This window comes from Streptomyces sp. Wb2n-11 (assembly GCF_001049855.1).
Classification (GTDB): Bacteria; Actinomycetota; Actinomycetes; order Streptomycetales; family Streptomycetaceae; genus Streptomyces; species Streptomyces altiplanensis.
In genome coordinates this window covers 2,127,331-2,143,210 of the sequence record NZ_CVPB01000001.1, presented here as the reverse complement: position 1 = coordinate 2,143,210, position 15,880 = coordinate 2,127,331, and the positions used below count along the sequence as shown (strand labels likewise).

The window sequence follows — 15,880 nt, the reverse complement described above, 5'->3', positions numbered from 1 at the left end:
GGGGGCGCACACCGCACCGTGCCTACCAGAGCACCGGCAGCCTCTCCGGCAGGCGCCGCATGAACCCCGTACGCCACACCAGTCGTTCCGCCGGAACGGCGAGCCCCAGCCCCGGCATCCGGTCCACGAGCGCGGCGAGCGCGGTCTCGGCGTGGACGCGCCCCAGCGCGGACGCCGGGCACAGGTGCCGGCCCCCGCCGAAGGCGAGGTACGGGTTGCGCCCGCGGCCGGGGTTCAGGCCCCGGGGGGCCTCGAATGCCCCCAGGCCGAAGTCGGCGCCCTCGACGAGGACGACGACCGGTTCGCCCCGGCGGACGAGCACGTCGCCGAGGTGTACGTCGGCGAGGGCGATGCGGCGCACACCGTCGGCGGCCGACAGGTTCCGGCGCAGGAGTTCGTCGACGGCGCGGCCCGTCCGCTCGGGGCGGCCGCGCAGGCGCCCGATCGGTTCGGGGTGCCGGAGCAGCGTGAGTACCGCCATGACCAGGAAGGTGGACGTGGAGACCGCGCCCGCGCCGAACAGGGAGGAGGCGACGGCGGCGAGCGTCCCGTCCGTCGGGCACGCCGGCTCCGGACCCTCGCGCAGCGCCGCCAACTGCCCCAGCAGGCCGGAGCGTTCGGAGGCGGGAGCGTTCAGCCGCTCCGCCATGTAACCGGCGTCCTTGTACCAGTCGGGCCGCACGCCCTCGAAGGGGTGCGCACTGGCCATGAACGCGATGTCCAGGCCCGACGTCAGCCGCGGCCAGTCATCGGACGGCACCCCGAGCACCTTGCAGCGCAGCGCCGCCGCGAAGGGATCGGCGAACCCCGCCCTGAGATCCACCGGTGGCCCCCAGGCCATCAGGTCGTCGATGAGCCTGTCCGCCGTGTCGCGCAGCCGGCTGTGCGACTCTTCGTCCGCACGCGGGTTGAGCCCCCTCATCACCGCACCGCGCAGCCCGGCGCCCCCGTGCGGCACGAGGGAAGCGGCCGTGCCGACGGGGCCGAACCGCGCGTCCTCCAGGACCTGTCTGGCCGACGGGTAGCTGCTCACCAGCCAGACGCCGTCACCGGTGGAGGTGCGTACCCACGCCACCGGCTCCTGGCCGCGCAGCCAGGAGCGCTCCTCGCACAGTGCGTCGCCCCGCCGGAAGGAAGACCATTCCGTACACGGCACTGCCGGATCGCCATTGCCCGGAGAGTCCCCGGTGAATGCGTCAGCTGTCATGGCCACTGAGGGAAACGCCCTTGGCCGCCGCTAGTCCCGGGGAGCCCTGTGCTCCTGGTGTGGCGACGACGCCATGAAGTTATCCTCCGATGGCGGAGCGTTACGGAAGCGGCCCCGGTATTGGCCGGAACTAGGCACTCCGGGGCGGAAAGTGAACTCTCCACCGGCCGGAATGGTTTTACGTCGAATCACTCGGGGGGCCACCGGCAACGCCTCCGAGCCCGCCGGGCGGTACCCCGCCCGCTGAAAGGTGCGCGGGCTGCGGGCGTTGCCCGGCGGCTGCTGCGCCCGGACGACCGGGTCCGGCGTCGCATGGCGGGCGGTCAGGGCCGGCGGCTCCCGGGGCCCGGCCGAGGACCAGTACGCCGTCGGTCCGCCAGGCCCGTACGTCGTGCCAAAACCTCAGGGCACGGGCCACCCTCGGAGGATCCGGGTCGCCGATGGCGCGCAGTTCCAGCACCGGAGGCGCCCGGCAGAGCGTCGGCGCAGGTCGGCAGGTCGACGGTGTCGTTCATCCCGCGGCCCGTGTGCTTCATCAGGGCCATGGGGAGGGCCGGGTCCGTCGAAGCCGCTGTCGGATCGCAGCGGGTGGCGGCCGGGGCGGACCGTACCCAGCCGGGGTCCTCGTCCGTGAAGACCACCGAGTGCGCGGTGAAGGCGGGGACACCGGCGTCTCCGGGGCCGGGCCGGGGGCGGGTGCCCGCCGGGGCCGTCCACCGGCCCGATAATCTGTGCGGGTTCTGATCAGCACCAGAAGGGGTGGGTCCATTGGCGGACATCGAGTCGGCGCGCAAGGCTTTCGAGCGGTACGACATCAACGGGGACGGGACGATCTCGGCGGTCGAGTACAAGAGCGTCATGGCGCAGCTCGGTGACCCCTACGTCACCGAGACGGTGGCCCAGGCCGTGATCAACTCCCACGACTCCGACGGTGACGGCAAGCTCACCTTCGACGAGTTCTGGGCGTCCCAGAACAAGGGCTGACACCGCCGCACCGTACGGGCCCGGAGCCCCGTCCCCGCTCAGGGGGCGGGTTCCGGGCCCGTACGCGCATCCGCGGCGGCGTCCGCGCCCATGTCCGCGAGTTCGGCCCGCGCCGCTTCGAGCCAGCCGAGCCAGAAGTTCTCCAGGTCGATCCCGGCCCGCAGGACCAGATGCCGCAGCCGGTCGCCCTCGCTGCCCCTGCCGTCGCCGAAGTCGCGCTCCTCGATCGCCCGGTACTCCGCCGACTGCGCCCGGTGGAGCTCCAGATGGCGCCGCACTTCGGCCTCCAGGCCCTGCGTGCCCACCACCCCCGCCGCGCGCAGGCGCAGCAGGAGGGCGTCACGGATCGGCTTGGGGTCCTCGATCCTCCCCACCCACGCGGCCAGTTCGTCGCGCCCGGCCGGCAGGACCTCGTACTCCTTCTTCTGTCCCCGCGTCGGCTGCTCCGGCCGCGGCAGGGCCCGGATCGCGCCGGCCTCCTCCAGCCTGCCCAGCTCGCGGTAGATCTGCTGGTGCGTGGCGGACCAGAAGTAGCCGATGGACTTGTCGAACCTGCGGGTCAGCTCCAGCCCGGACGAAGGCTTTTCGAGCAGGGCGGTGAGGATGGCGTGCGGGAGGGACATGAGCGCATCCTAGGTACGGGCGGGCGGCCGGTCACAGGGTGGCCGCGAGCTCCGTTCCCTGCCGGATCGCGCGCTTGGCGTCCAGCTCGGCGGCGACATCGGCGCCGCCGATGAGGTGCACGGGCAGCCCGGCGGCGTGCAGCGCGTCGTACAGCTCGCGGCGCGGCTCCTGCCCGGTGCACAGGACGACCGTGTCGACGGGGATCAGCCGCTGCTCGCCGTCGACCGTGACGTGCAGTCCCTCGTCGTCGATACGGTCGTACGCCGCGCCTGCGACCATCGTGACGCCGCGGTGCTTGAGCTCGGTGCGGTGGATCCAGCCGGTGGTCTTGCCGAGACCGGCGCCGACCTTGGTGGCCTTGCGCTGGATCAGGTGGACCGTGCGGGTCCGCGGGGCGCGGACCGGGGTCCGCAGCCCGCCGCGCGCGCCGTACTCCGTGTCGACGCCCCACTGCGCGAAGAAGACCGCGGGGCTGAGGCTCGCCGCGTCGTCGGCGCCCGTGGACGTGTCGGTGAGGAACTCGGCCACGTCGAAGCCGATGCCGCCCGCGCCGATGACCGCGACGCGCTCGCCCGCCTTGGCGTCGTCGCGCAGGAGGTCGAGGTAGTTGATGACGCTGGGGTGGTCGATGCCCTCGATGTCCGGGACGCGCGGGGTGACGCCGGTGGCCAGCACGATCTCGTCGTAACCGGCGGCGGTCAGGGACTCGGCGGTGGCGCGCGTACCGAGGAGGACCTCGACGCCGTGCTCGTCGAGCTGGTTGCGGAAGTAGCGCAGCGTCTCGTCGAACTCCTCCTTGCCGGGCACCCTGCGCGCGATGTTGAGCTGGCCGCCGATCACGTCGGAGGCGTCGTACAGCGTCACGGCGTGGCCGCGCTCGGCCGCCGTCACCGCGCAGGCGAGCCCGGCGGGGCCGGCGCCGACGACGGCGACGCGCTTGCGGCGGCGGGTGGGGGTCAGGACCAGCTCGGTCTCGTGGCAGGCGCGGGGGTTGACCAGGCAGGACGTGATGAGCCCGCTGAAGGTGTGGTCCAGGCAGGCCTGGTTGCAGCCGATGCAGGTGTTGATGGCGTCGGCGCGCCCGGCGGTGGCCTTGGCGACGAAGTCGGGATCGGCGAGGAAGGGGCGAGCGAGCGACACCATGTCGGCGCAGCCGTCGGCGAGCAGTTCCTCGGCCAGTTCGGGGGTGTTGATGCGGTTGGTCGTCACCAGCGGGATGCCCACCGAGCCCATGACGCGCTTGGTCACCCAGGCGTACGCGCCGCGCGGCACGGAGGTCGCGATGGTGGGGATGCGGGCCTCGTGCCAGCCGATGCCGGTGTTGATGATGGTCGCGCCGGCCGCCTCGACCTCGCGGGCGAGCGTGATGACCTCGTCGAGAGAGGAGCCGCCGGGGACCAGGTCGAGCATCGAGAGCCGGTAGATGAGGATGAAGTCGGGGCCGACGTGCTCGCGCACCCGGCGGACGATCTCCACGGGGAAGCGCATGCGGTTCTCGTACGAGCCGCCCCACCGGTCGTCTCGGTGGTTGGTGTGGGCGGCGATGAACTCGTTGATCAGGTAGCCCTCGGACCCCATGATCTCCACGCCGTCGTACCCCGCCGACTTGGCGAGGACCGCCGTGCGGACGAAGTCCTCGACGGTCTCCTCGACCTCGGCGTCGGTCAGGGCGTTCGGGGTGTACGGGCTGATGGGGGCCTGGATCGCGCTGGGGGCGACGAGGTCGGGGTGGTAGGCGTACCGCCCGAAGTGCAGGATCTGCATCGCGATCCTGCCGCCCTCGCGGTGTACGGCGTCGGTCACCTGCCGGTGCTGCGCCGCCTCCTCGGGAGTGGTCAGCTTGGCGCCGCCGGGGTAGGGGCGGCCGCGGTCGTTGGGGGCGATGCCGCCGGTGACCATGAGGCCGACGCCGCCGCGCGCCCGGGCCGCGTAGAACTCGGCCATCCGCTCGAAGCCGCGCTCGGCCTCTTCGAGCCCGACGTGCATCGAACCCATCAGCACGCGGTTGGGCAGGGTCGTGAAGCCCAGGTCGAGGGGGCTCAGCAGGTGCGGGTACGCGGTCTCAGTCGTCGGACTCATGCTCATGCGGCAATATGTAGTCCACCCGGGACATGTTGTGCAACAAGTTGCATAAAGAATGCCGGTGTTAGTTCGGCTACACCCGCTCCACCCGCGAGGTGCGCTCGCGCAGCGTCCGGGCGAACTCCTCGGCCCGCTCCAACTGCCGCCGCAGATCGCTCACACGCTCGGCGGCGGCCCGCTCGTAACCCCGTACGCGCTCCAGCAGCGCCTCACGCACCTCCGCCGCCGGCGGCTCCGGCGCGTCCAGCCGGTCGGTGGCGTCCAGCAGGTCCCGCATCTGGTCCAGCGTGAAACCGAGCGGCTTCATGCGGCGTACGACCATCAGGCGCGCGGCGTCGGCCTCGGTGTAGAGGCGGAAGCCGCCCTGGGAGCGCGCGGACGGTGTGACCAGTCCGGTCTCCTCGTAATGCCGGATGGTCCGCAGGGACAGCCCGGTCCTGGCGGCGACCTCGCCGATCCGCATGTGCTTGCTGTCCACGCCCGGTGACCTCTCGTTGCCGTGTCGCACTGCCGTGCTCCCGTACCGTCACCATCCCTAATCTAACGTCACGGTGGGGTCGCGCCGCCGGTCACCGGGCGCGGGTCGGCGTTCACCGGGCGGGGGCCGGTGGTCACCGGGCGCTGTACACGGCTTCCACCAGCGCCATCTTGCGCGGGTCGTCGGCGATGTGGGGGCCCATGCGGTTCATGACGTACCCCATGGCGATGCCCGCCTCGGGGTCGGCGAGCCCACAGGACCCGCCGAAGCCGTCGTGGCCGAAGGCTCGCGGGTTCGGCCCGTACGAGCCGTCCGGACCGCTCAGCCACAGGCCCAGGCAGGCTTCCGTTTCGCGGCCGAAACCCGGACCGAGCACCAGGTCCCGACAGCTGCCCTGCCCCTCGCGGACCCGTTCGGCGGCCTCGGGGGACAGTACGCGGTGCTCGCCGCAGCGGCCGCGTTCGGCGAATATCCCGTACAGGGCGGCCACGGCGCGGGCCGTGCCGTGGCCGTTGGCGGCGGGGATCTCGGCGGCCCGCCACTCGGGGGTGTTGGCCTGGGCCGCGCCGGTGCCCGGGTTGAGCAGGGCCGCGCGGGCGACCGGCTCCAGGGCGGCGAACAGCGCCGCCTCCTCCTCGGTGGGCCCGGTCCGGGAATGCACCAGCTCGGCGGCCCGGCCGGACTCCTTCTCCGGCAGGCCCACGGTGAAGTCGATGCCGAGCGGCCCGGTGACCTCCCGGTGCAGGAACTCGCCCGGCAGCAGGCCCGTGACGCGCCGGATCACCTCGCCCACGAGGAAGCCGTACGTGATCGCGTGGTAGCCGGACCGCGTGCCCGGCTCCCACCAGGGCTCGGTCGCCGCCAGCCGCGCGCAGGTCAGCTCCCAGTCGTAGAGCTCGGAGAGGGTGTGCGGCTCGCGCAGCCCGGCCAGCCCCGCGCGGTGCGACAGGAGGTGGCGTACGGGAACGTCCTGCTTGCCGGCGGTGGCGAACTCCGGCCAGTACGAGGCCACCGGGGCGTCGAGGTCGAGCAGCCCGCGGTCGGCCAGGAGGTGGGCGCACAAGGCCGTCGGGCCCTTGGTCGTCGACCACACGTTGACCACGGTGTCCCGCTCCCACGGCCGGCTGTGCGCGGCGTCGGCCCAGCCGCCCCACAGGTCGACCACGGTCTCCCCGCCGGCCCGCACGGTCACGGCCGCGCCCAGTTCGCCGCGTTCCCGGAAATTCTCCTCGAACGCGGTGCGCACGGCGGTGAACCGGTCGTCGCAGTGGCCGTGGATCTGCGGTACAGGTGCAGGTACAGACATGGGCTGGGGCTGGGGCGTGGGCTGGCTCATCGGGCCCTCCAGGCGGCAGTCGGTTTCCCGGTCTCCGGGTTTCCGGGTCTCCAGGAACGTACCGACTGGTCGGACTGGTGGGAAGGCGCCGTACGCGCCGGAGCGGGCTGCCCGGGCCGGATGCCGGCGCGGACAGCCCTGAGGCGGCCTGTCAGATGTTGACGCCGAAGTCCGTCGCGATGCCGCGCAGGCCCGAGGCGTACCCCTGGCCGACGGCACGGAACTTCCACTCCGCGCCGTTGCGGTACAGCTCGCCGAAGACCATGGCCGTCTCGGTCGAGGCGTCCTCCGAGAGGTCGTAACGGGCGAGCTCGTTGTTGTCCGCCTGGTTGACGACCCGGATGAAGGCGTTGCGCACCTGGCCGAAGCTCTGGCCACGGCTCTCGCCCTCGTGGATCGACACCGGGAAGACGATCTTGTCGACCTCCGCGGGAACCGTCGAGAGGCTGACCTTGATCTGCTCGTCGTCTCCCTCGCCCTCACCGGTGAGGTTGTCACCGGTGTGCTCCACGGAGCCGTCGGGGCTCTTGAGGTTGTTGAAGAAGACGAAGTGCTGGTCCGAGACGACCTTGTTGTTGACATCGAGCAGCAGGGCGCTGGCGTCGAGGTCGAAGTCGGTCCCGGTCGTGCTGCGTACGTCCCAACCCAGGCCCACCGTGACAGCGGTCAGGCCGGGGGCCTCCTTGGAGAGCGAGACGTTGCCGCCCTTGGAGAGACTGACACCCATGAAGATCCCTGCTCAATCCGGCGCGGGCCGCGCCCTTTGACGATCTCTTTGCCCATCCCGCCAACGGTTGCGCGGCCCGCTCGGTTCCCGTGGGTCCTCCGAATGGCCGCGCGACTGGAACAAAGCCCGCACGCGGAGGACGTCAGTTGACCGGAATGGTGAACTCCGGTCGATCCCACATCACCGCGGGCGGGTTGGCGGGTTCGGTTCCGGTCCGCTCGCCGCCCACGCTGAGGTAGAACCCCTCGGCGGGCGGGTGCGCGACCACGCGCACGTCGGCGGCCCCCGCGCCGCGCGCCTCGCCGAGCATGTGCGCGACGAGCAGGCGGCCGATGCCCAGCCCCTGGGCGGAGTCGGCGACGAACATCAGGTCGAGCTCCGGCGGGTCGAGCACGAGGGCGTAGAACCCGAGCACCCGGTCGTCGGGGCCGACGGCCACGAAGACCCGGTGCGTCTCGATGTAGTCGGGCCCGACCCGGTACCCGGCGACCATCGGGGCGTACGGACCCTCGTAGGCGCGGGAAGTCCGCACGAGAGCGGTGAGCCGCTTCGCGTCCCGGGCGGTGGCCCGCCGGATGCGCGTAATACGTGAGGACATAAGGAGAGTATTACTCACCCTCGCCGTGACGGGACCCGCGCCGGCCGGGCGCACGGCCAAGGCCGGAACCCGGGGGCGGGATGAGGGGCCCTGCTCGGGCGCTGTCTCAGCACTCGATGATGTTGACCGCCAGACCGCCGCGCGCCGTCTCCTTGTACTTCACCTTCACGTTGCCCGCCACGCTGATCATGTCCTTGACCTGCGGATTGATGGTCAGTTGCGTCGTCCAACCGGCCAGCAGGGACTTCTGAGGGATTTTGTGCTGGACCTTGCTCCAGCCACGTCGACAGGCTGACGACGGACTCCCCGGCCTCCAGCCGCACGCTGGCGTAGGTGTGCCGCAGGACGTGGAACATGTTCGAGCGGGACAGCTCGAAGACGGGTGTACCTGCGGCCCCGCCCGCCGTAGTGCTGGACCTTCTCGCCCACGACCTTGAGCACGCCGGCGGCGAGGGCGGGCTTCCAGGTCCGCTCGTTCAGAGTTCGCCGGGCCAGTCGGCGTCGTCGCGGATCAACGCGCGGGCCAGGGAGCGGTAGAAGAGGAGCACACCGGGTTCCTTGGGGGAGAGGTGGCTCCGCTCGGCGAAGCGCGAGCCGGCTCCGCGCTGGACCGCCTGCAGGCCGCGCCGGTCCTCGCCGTTGATCACGGCGGCGTAGGCTTCGGCCTCCCTGCGGACGGCCTCGCGGTCCTGGCCCTCGATCATGGCCGAGGGCATCAACACCCCGCCCCGGACCAGGGTGCGGTCGATCGCCGACGGGATGAGGCTGAGCCAGATCACCATGTCGCCCGAGGCGGCCAGGCTGCCCGAGGGGAAGACGAAGAAGCCGTACAGATGGGCCCGCTCCTCCTCCGTGAGGTCCAGGATCACCGGCTCCAGCGGCGTCGAGTACCGGACCCGCATGCTGTCGGCCCACGGCGAGTCCGCGCGGACGGTCGTCTCCGCACCGCCCGGTGTGGTCGGCTGGAGGGTCTCCGGGTGGAAGCCCATGACGTGGTAGTTCTCGTGCGCGTTCTCGACGGCGATCTTCCAGTTGCAGTGCCATTCCTCGGTCCACCCGGCGACCTGGGTCAGCTCCGGCAGCCGGTAGTTGGCCAGGTCCTCGTCGATCCGCCGCAGGTGCGGCCCCAGTGGCTCGGCCGAGGCGTCGAGGTTCACGAAGACGAATCCCCGCCACTCCTCCACCGCGAACCGAGGCAGCCGGCACGTGGCCGGATCGAAGGCCGGATTCCGCTTCATGTGGGTGGCGCCGACCAGACGGCCGTCCAGTCCGTACCGCCACAGGTGGTACGGACAGGTGAACACGTCCGTGCGACCCGAACCCTCCTCCACCACCGGCATCAACCGGTGCCGGCACACCGGCGACAGCCCGCGCAGCACCCCGTCCTCGCCCCGGACGACCACGACCGGCTCGCCCGCCACCGAGAGCGCCACGTACGCCCCGGACTCCGCGAGCTCGTCCGCGTGAGCCACGAGCACCCAGGAACGCCCGAACACCCGCTCCCGCTCCGCCTCCCACAACTCCGGTGAGGTGAAGGCCGTCGGCGGCATGCTCAACGCCTCCGCGTCCGGCCCCAGATAGCGCTCCAGCTCCGCCACGATCTCCCCGACGTCCACGTCGGCCCTCCCTTCGTCCGGGTCCCGCGCAGGTCCGGCTCGGTCCCTCTTCGATCCCGTCCGGCCGACGGTGACCGCGCGCGCTGGGGAAACGGTCGCCGCCCGATCGAGCCGACACAGCACCGCCTCCACCCGTCCTGGGCGGTTTCTCCAGCCGGCCTTCCGACGATCCGTCCATGTACGGCGCTGACCTCACCGAGATCCACGATCTGATCCACGAGAGCCGCGGCAAGGACTACGGAGCCGAGGCAGGGGAGTTGACCCGTCGCGTGCGTCGGCTGCGGCCGGACGCGAGCTCCCTGCTCGACGTCGCCTGCGGCACCGGAGCACATCTGCGCCACTTCGCCGAACTCTTCGACCGCGTCGCGGGGATCGAACTGTCCGAGCCGATGGTCCACGCCGCGCGCCGCGCGCTGCCGGACGTCCCCGTTCACGTCGGCGACATGCGCGCCTTCGACCTCGACGGCCGGTTCGACGTGGTCACCTGCATGTTCGGCTCCATCGGCTACGCGACCACCGAGGACGAACTCCACGCGGTCCTGGCCGCGTTCGCCCGCCACCTGAACGCGAAGGGGGTGGTGGCGGTGGATCCCTGGTGGTTTCCCGAGACCTACCTCGACGGACATGTGTCGGCGGACGTGACGACCGCGGCGGGCCGGACGGTGGCCCGAGTCTCGCACTCTGCCCGCGAGGGGACCGCGTCCCGGATGGACGTCCACTACGTGGTGGCCGACGCCCGGGACGGCGCCCGGCACTTCACCGAGACCCACCACATCTCCCTGTTCACCCGCGAAGCCTACGAGACCGCGTTCCGCGCGGCCGGCCTCGCCGTCGAGTACGTCCCCGGCCCGCACTCCGGCCGGGGCCTCTTTCTCGGGGTCGCCCCGTGAGACCCGTACCGCAGGACCACGGGACGGGGCCGTCGCCGCGGCGCTCCGGACCCCTTGACGACCCGTCCGACGACTTTTGGCTGGGGGCAGCATGCGCGTCCTGTTCGTGACCTCTCCGGGCCTCGGCCACCTCTTCCCGACCATCCCCCTCGCTCAGGCCTTCCGCGCGGCCGGCCACCGCGTCCGGTACGCCACGGGTGGGCTCAGCCTGGCCGCTGCCGAGGCGGGCTTCGACGTCGTGGACGTCACCCCCGGCATGGACTACCTGCCCGTGTACATGCCGCAGGAGCCCGGGGCGGCCGACGGCACGGCCGACCACCCGATGTTCGCCGAGGACCCAGAGGACGCCGAACTGGCGACGCTCTTCGCCAGGGTGTCCGGCGTCATGGTGGACGGTGCCCTGGCGGCGGCCCGCGACTGGGCCCCCGACCTGGTCGTCGCACCGCCCCTCCAGGGCGCCGGCCGGCTCCTCGCCGCCGCGCTGCGCGTCCCGCTGATCGAGCCCCGTCTCGGCTCGTACGACAGCGGTGCCCGCCTGCGCACCCTGCTACGGGCCGGCATGGAACCCCACTGGGCCCGCCACGGCGTCACCGACGAACCCCCGGCCACCCTGCCCCTCACCACCCTCCCGCCGAGCCTCACCGCCCTGCTCCCCGAGGACCGCCGCACCCCCGAGGCCCGGCCGCTGCGCCACGTGCCCTACAACGGCGGGGCCGTCCTGCCCGACTGGCTGAGGGAACCCGCACGCGGACCGCGCATCGCCGTCACCCTCGGCACCATCGAGGCCCAATGGGGCGGCATCGCGATCCTCGGTCCGCTCATGGAGGCGGCCAGGGGCCTGGACGCCGAGTTCGTCCTGACCCTCGGCGGTGGCGACCCTGAGCTGCTGAAAGATGTCCCGCCCAACGTCCGCCTGGTCGACTGGGCCCCGCTCGACCTCCTCCTGGACGGCTGCGAGGCGATCATCCACCACGGCGGCAGCGGAACCATGCTGACGGCCGCCGCCGCCGGCCTCCCGCAGTGCGTCATCCCGCGCGGCTCCTACCAGCAGACCGGCGCGGACCTGCTGCCCGCCCGCGGCATCGGGATCGTGGCGGAGCCCGGGACTCTCGGCGCCGCCGAGTGCAGGACGCTGCTCGACGACGTGCGGCTGCGCGTGAACGCCCGGCAGGTCAAGGAGGAACTGCTCGCGATGCCCACCCCGGCCGAGACGGTCGGCCGACTCGTCGCATCCATCGGGTGAAAGCCCTCCCACACGAGCGAGGAAGACGATCACATGCTGACATCCGCAGATCTGACCGAGAGCGGCCTGCCCACCGAGGAGACCCTCCGCCGCTACCGCGACCAGGGATTCGTCCACCTCCGGTCGGTGCTCTCCGCCGACGAGGTGACCGACTTCCGGGCCGCCGCCGAGGAACTCCTGGCCAAGGAGGGCCCCGCGACCTGGGGTGCCTCCGAGGACGAGACCCAGGTCCACTACGTCGAGGCGGCCTGGCGCAAGCATCCCGAGCTGCGCCGCCTCGCCCTGCACCCCGTGGTCACCCGGATCGCCGAAGGACTGGCCGGCGGGCCGCTGCGGCTCTACGGCACCGACGTGCTCAAGAAGGACCCCCATGTCCACCTGCCCACCGTCGTCCACGACGACGAACCCGGACTGCCGCTCGCGGGCCTGACCCGGACGCTGACCGCGTGGATCCCCCTGGTCGACGTGCCCGTCGACCGGGGCTGTCTGATCTACGTCCCCGGTTCGCACCGGCGCGCGCCCGAACACCGTCAGGTCCACTTGGCCGACTTCCAGGACTACCGGCCGATGGAGGAGGTCTGGCCCGCGTACCCGTTCAGCCCCCGGGTCTCGGTCCCGATGCGCGCGGGCGACGTGGTCCTCCACGACTTCCGCACCGTGCACATGGCCGGGGTCAACACCGACGGCGAGCGTCGGCTCGCCTTCGCGTCCGTCTACATGGACTCCGACGCCACCTACCGGCCCGGGGTACAGGACCATCCGGTGGCCCACCTGACACCGGGCGCGCCCGTCGACGGGGACGACTTCCCCCTGATCGCCGCCGACCCCGGCACCACCCCGTGACCACGGCCCTCGCGGAGCTGGGGGAGCGGCTGCAGCGGGAGTACGGGACGCTCTGGCTCCACCGGCTCAAGGGCGACCCGTACGCCGCCCTGCTCTGCGACATCGACGACGACCCGGGCCCGCTGCGCGCCCGCGTTCGGGCCGCCGGGCGGCTGTGGCGCTCGGGGCCGGGCCCCTGGGTCACCGCCGACCCGGCCACCGTCGCGGCCCTGCTCGCCCATCCCGCCGTCGCACACGTCCCGGCGCTGCCGGGGGAGGCCGGTGTCACCGCCGTGGACGCCCCGGACGTCGGCCCGCTGTGCGCCCGGCTGCTGGACGCGGCGGGGCCGGAGTTCGATCTGGTCGCCGACTTGGCCGAGCCCCTGGCGACGGGCGCGCTCGCCGAGGTGTGCGCGATCCCCGAGCCCGAGCGCGGCCGGTTCGCCGAGGCCGTCGCGGCCTGCGGGACGGTCCAGGACGCGGTGGTGTGCCCGCAGCGCCTCGACACCGCCCGGCGCCTGGCCCCGGCCCTCGACACGCTGCGCTCCCTCCTCGACGTCGCCCCCGGCGCGACGGGCCCGGCGACGGTCACGATCGCCGCCCGCACCGGCGCCGACCTCGTCGCCCGCACCGCCCTGGCGGCCCGGTCCCTCCCGCCGGTGCACGAGGTCGGGCCGACGGTCAAGGAGGTCCTGCGCGCGGAACCGCCCACGTGGATCGCCGCCCTTGAGGCGAGCGCCGATCTGGAGCTCGCCGGGGCCCGCGTCGCCTCTGGAGAGCGGATCGCGGTCCTGCTCGACGGCGGGACCGGAGCGGAGGCGGTGCCCGCCCACCGCGCCCTGGCCCCGTTCCACCGCGCCCTGGCCGAGGCCGTGCTCGCGGCCCTGCGGGACCGGACCGCCGAACTCCGCTCCACGGCCCCCGCGGTGCGCAGGCCCCGGGCACCGCTGACCCGCGGCCCGGCCCGGATCCCCGTACGGGTGACGGCGGCGCCGACGCCGAGGAGAGGAGCAGAGCGATGAGGGTCCTGTTCACGTCGCTGGAAGGCAGCCACTTCCAGCTGCTCGCCCCGCTGGCCTGGGCACTGCGGACCGCCGGCCACGAGGTGCGCGCCGCCTGCGTCCCCGGCGTGGTGGAGACCGTCACCCGGACCGGGATCACCGCCGTCCCGATCGAGAGTCCGCCGTGGTACGAGGGTCTCGGGGAGTTCCACCGGGAGGGCATCGCCCACTTCGGCACCGCCGACCAAAACCGGGACCCGGAGCACGAGGAGACCTGGGAGGAGCAGCTCGGCTACGAGAGCGTCATCGTGCCCGCCCTCAACTCCCGCCTGAACTCGGATACGATGATCGACGAGCTGGTGGCCTTCGCCCGCCACTGGCGGCCCGACCTGGTCATCTGGGAGACGCTCTGTCTGGCCGGTCCGATCACGGCGCTCGCCGTCGGCGCGGCCCACGCCCGCCTGGTCTCCGGACCGGAACTGGCCATGCAGCTCGGTACCCGGCGGACCTTCCTGCGGCTCGCCGCCGAGCAGCCGCCCGAACACCGCGAGGACCCCACGGCGGAATGGCTGGACTGGACCCTGGAACGCCTGGGCGCCGGCGTCCGGTTCGACGAATCCGTGCTCACGGGCCAATGGACCGTCGACACCCGCCCGGCGAGTCTCCGCGAGGACGTGGGCGTGCCCACCGTCCCCGCCCGCTACATCCCGTACAACGGGCGGTCGGTCGTGCCGGCCTGGCTCCGCGAGCCGCCGGACCGGCCCCGGGTCTGCCTCACTCTCGGGGTGAGCATCGACAGCGGCTACGACCTGTGGGACCTGGACACGATCCTCGTCGGCATGCTGGACGCCCTCGCAGGGATGGACGTGGAGGTCGTCGCCGCGCTCTCCGAACGGCAGCGCGCCCATCTGCCGCCGCTCCCGGACACCGTGCGCGTGGTGGACCACGTCCCGATGCACGACCTGCTGCCGACCTGCGCGGCGGTCGTGCACCACGGCGGCTACCAGACCAAGGCCACGGCCGAGTTCCACGGCGTACCCCAGCTCCTCCTCACGGGATGGGAGTGGGTCACCGAGTCGATGGGCGCGGCGTACGAGAAGCAGGGCAACCTTCTCGCGCTCCCGCTGCGCGAGTTCACCCCCGAGCGCTTCCGCGAGAAGGTCGCGCGCGTGCTGGAGGATCCGTCGTTCGCCGAGCACGCGCGGCGGCTGCGGCGGGAGACCGAGGAGATGCCGACACCCAACGAGGCCGTCGCCGAGATCGAGCGGCTGACGGCCCGGTACGGAAAGGAACGGCGAGGAGCATGAGGCTCGCGGAGATCATGGCGGAGCTGGGGCGGTACCTGGACGACGACGCCCCCGAGCTGAGCGTGCCCCCTGCGGCCTTCACCTCGCCGGAGCTGTGGGAGGCGGAACGGGAACGGGTCTTCGGACGGTCCTGGCTCCTTGCCGCCCATGTCGACGATCTCGCCGCGCCGGGCGCGTCCGTGACCCTCGCGCCGGCCGGCCGGCCCGTCACCGTGACCCGGGCCGAGGACGGGACCCTGCGGGGCCGGTCCGCCCTCGGCCCGCACCGGCCGGCGCCGGCGGTGGAGGAGTGGCGGGGGTTCGTCTTCGTCAACCCCGACGCGTCCGCCGAGCCGTTGGCCCCGCACCTGCGGCGGATCGGCGAGGAACTCGACGCGTACCGGCTGCCGGAGATGACGCGGATCGCCGGCTGGACCGAGGAATGGCACTGCAACTGGAAGATCGCGGTCCAGAACGCCCACGAGAACTACCACGCCATGGGACTCCACCCCACCACCGTGGCACTCATCACCCCACCGGGCGGAGCAATGGAGGTGCGCGCCGAATCCCGCTGGGTGACCCGGCTCCTGAGCCCCTTCCGCGAACCGCTCGCGGCCACGGTGCTGCCGCTCTCCGACGAACAGCGCGCCACCATGTACAACTGCGTGGTCTTCCCCTGCGGCAGCCTCGCGGCCTTCGGCGACTCGGTCGTCTGGATCACCATGATCCCGCTGACCGTCGACCGGATCGAGGTCCGCGGCGGCGTGCTCATGCACCCCTCGGCGCTCGACGGTCAGGACCGCGACGCGCTCCGCGAGCAGAATGAGGAGGGCGCCGCGGTGGTCAACCGGGAGGACCGGCTCGGCATGGAGGCGGTCCAGCGAGTGGTCGGCTCCCGTTTCGCCGAGCGCGGCCATCTCTCCCCGAAGGAACCCGGGGTCATGGCCTTCTACCGTGGCCTCGCCCGGGCGCTGGTGACCGACTGA

Annotated in this window: 15 protein-coding genes; 7 read left to right on the top strand and 8 right to left on the bottom strand. The window is 72.5% G+C overall.

The features are described 5' to 3' along the window. Positions 1-22: 22 nt before the first annotated feature. On the bottom strand, positions 23-1,207 hold the full coding sequence (locus BN1555_RS09430) for a cytochrome P450 family protein (RefSeq protein ID WP_255305952.1): 1,185 nt from the start codon (positions 1,205-1,207) through the stop codon (positions 23-25). Positions 1,208-1,975: 768 nt separating this feature from the next. Between BN1555_RS09430 and BN1555_RS09420 the strand changes: the two genes are divergently transcribed. Next, the gene (locus BN1555_RS09420; RefSeq protein WP_093798949.1) at positions 1,976-2,191 is read left to right on the top strand and encodes an EF-hand domain-containing protein; all 216 of its coding nucleotides are present in this window, start codon (positions 1,976-1,978) and stop codon (positions 2,189-2,191) included. A 38-nt stretch (positions 2,192-2,229) separates the two neighbouring features. Here BN1555_RS09420 and BN1555_RS09415 read toward each other — a convergent pair whose 3' ends face one another. The 7 genes from BN1555_RS09415 to BN1555_RS09385 all read right to left on the bottom strand — a co-directional run bounded on the left by BN1555_RS09415 (position 2,230) and on the right by BN1555_RS09385 (position 9,652). Continuing rightward, entirely contained in the window at positions 2,230-2,814 is a 585-nt protein-coding gene (locus tag BN1555_RS09415) for a PadR family transcriptional regulator (protein WP_093798948.1), read from the bottom strand. A 31-nt stretch (positions 2,815-2,845) separates the two neighbouring features. Continuing rightward, positions 2,846-4,894: an NADPH-dependent 2,4-dienoyl-CoA reductase gene (locus BN1555_RS09410; protein WP_093803301.1), complete on the bottom strand. Its 2,049-nt coding sequence runs from the start codon at positions 4,892-4,894 to the stop codon at positions 2,846-2,848. Positions 4,895-4,970: 76 nt separating this feature from the next. Beyond that, positions 4,971-5,375 (bottom strand): MerR family transcriptional regulator, encoded by a 405-nt coding sequence (locus BN1555_RS09405; protein ID WP_093798947.1) that lies wholly within the window; start codon positions 5,373-5,375, stop codon positions 4,971-4,973. 133 nt (positions 5,376-5,508) lie between these two features. Continuing rightward, complete coding sequence (locus BN1555_RS09400) at positions 5,509-6,681, bottom strand: serine hydrolase domain-containing protein (protein WP_093798946.1); 1,173 nt, start codon at positions 6,679-6,681, stop codon at positions 5,509-5,511. Between the two features lie 181 nt (positions 6,682-6,862). After that, positions 6,863-7,438, bottom strand: coding sequence for a TerD family protein (locus BN1555_RS09395; RefSeq protein ID WP_093798945.1), 576 nt, complete (start codon positions 7,436-7,438; stop codon positions 6,863-6,865). Positions 7,439-7,580: 142 nt separating this feature from the next. Continuing rightward, on the bottom strand, positions 7,581-8,036 hold the full coding sequence (locus BN1555_RS09390; RefSeq protein WP_093798944.1) for a GNAT family N-acetyltransferase: 456 nt from the start codon (positions 8,034-8,036) through the stop codon (positions 7,581-7,583). 476 nt (positions 8,037-8,512) lie between these two features. Continuing rightward, positions 8,513-9,652: an aromatic ring-hydroxylating oxygenase subunit alpha gene (locus BN1555_RS09385; RefSeq protein WP_255305951.1), complete on the bottom strand. Its 1,140-nt coding sequence runs from the start codon at positions 9,650-9,652 to the stop codon at positions 8,513-8,515. Between the two features lie 176 nt (positions 9,653-9,828). Between BN1555_RS09385 and BN1555_RS09380 the strand changes: the two genes are divergently transcribed. The 6 genes from BN1555_RS09380 to BN1555_RS09355 all read left to right on the top strand — a co-directional run bounded on the left by BN1555_RS09380 (position 9,829) and on the right by BN1555_RS09355 (position 15,880). Continuing rightward, positions 9,829-10,542, top strand: a complete 714-nt coding sequence (locus tag BN1555_RS09380) for a class I SAM-dependent methyltransferase (protein WP_093798943.1) — start codon at positions 9,829-9,831, stop codon at positions 10,540-10,542. 91 nt (positions 10,543-10,633) lie between these two features. Next, a complete protein-coding gene (locus tag BN1555_RS09375; protein WP_093798942.1) occupies positions 10,634-11,785 on the top strand; it encodes a nucleotide disphospho-sugar-binding domain-containing protein in 1,152 nt (383 codons plus the stop codon). A gap of 33 nt (positions 11,786-11,818) precedes the next feature. Beyond that, entirely contained in the window at positions 11,819-12,628 is an 810-nt protein-coding gene (locus BN1555_RS09370; protein ID WP_093798941.1) for a phytanoyl-CoA dioxygenase family protein, read from the top strand. Continuing rightward, a complete protein-coding gene (locus tag BN1555_RS09365; RefSeq protein ID WP_093798940.1) occupies positions 12,625-13,629 on the top strand; it encodes a cytochrome P450 family protein in 1,005 nt (334 codons plus the stop codon). The genes BN1555_RS09370 and BN1555_RS09365 overlap by 4 nt, the downstream gene beginning before the upstream one ends. After that, on the top strand, positions 13,626-14,915 hold the full coding sequence (locus tag BN1555_RS09360) for an activator-dependent family glycosyltransferase (protein WP_093798939.1): 1,290 nt from the start codon (positions 13,626-13,628) through the stop codon (positions 14,913-14,915). The genes BN1555_RS09365 and BN1555_RS09360 overlap by 4 nt, the downstream gene beginning before the upstream one ends. Further along, the gene (locus BN1555_RS09355) at positions 14,912-15,880 is read left to right on the top strand and encodes an SRPBCC family protein (protein WP_093798938.1); all 969 of its coding nucleotides are present in this window, start codon (positions 14,912-14,914) and stop codon (positions 15,878-15,880) included. Before BN1555_RS09360 ends, BN1555_RS09355 begins: the two co-directional genes overlap by 4 nt.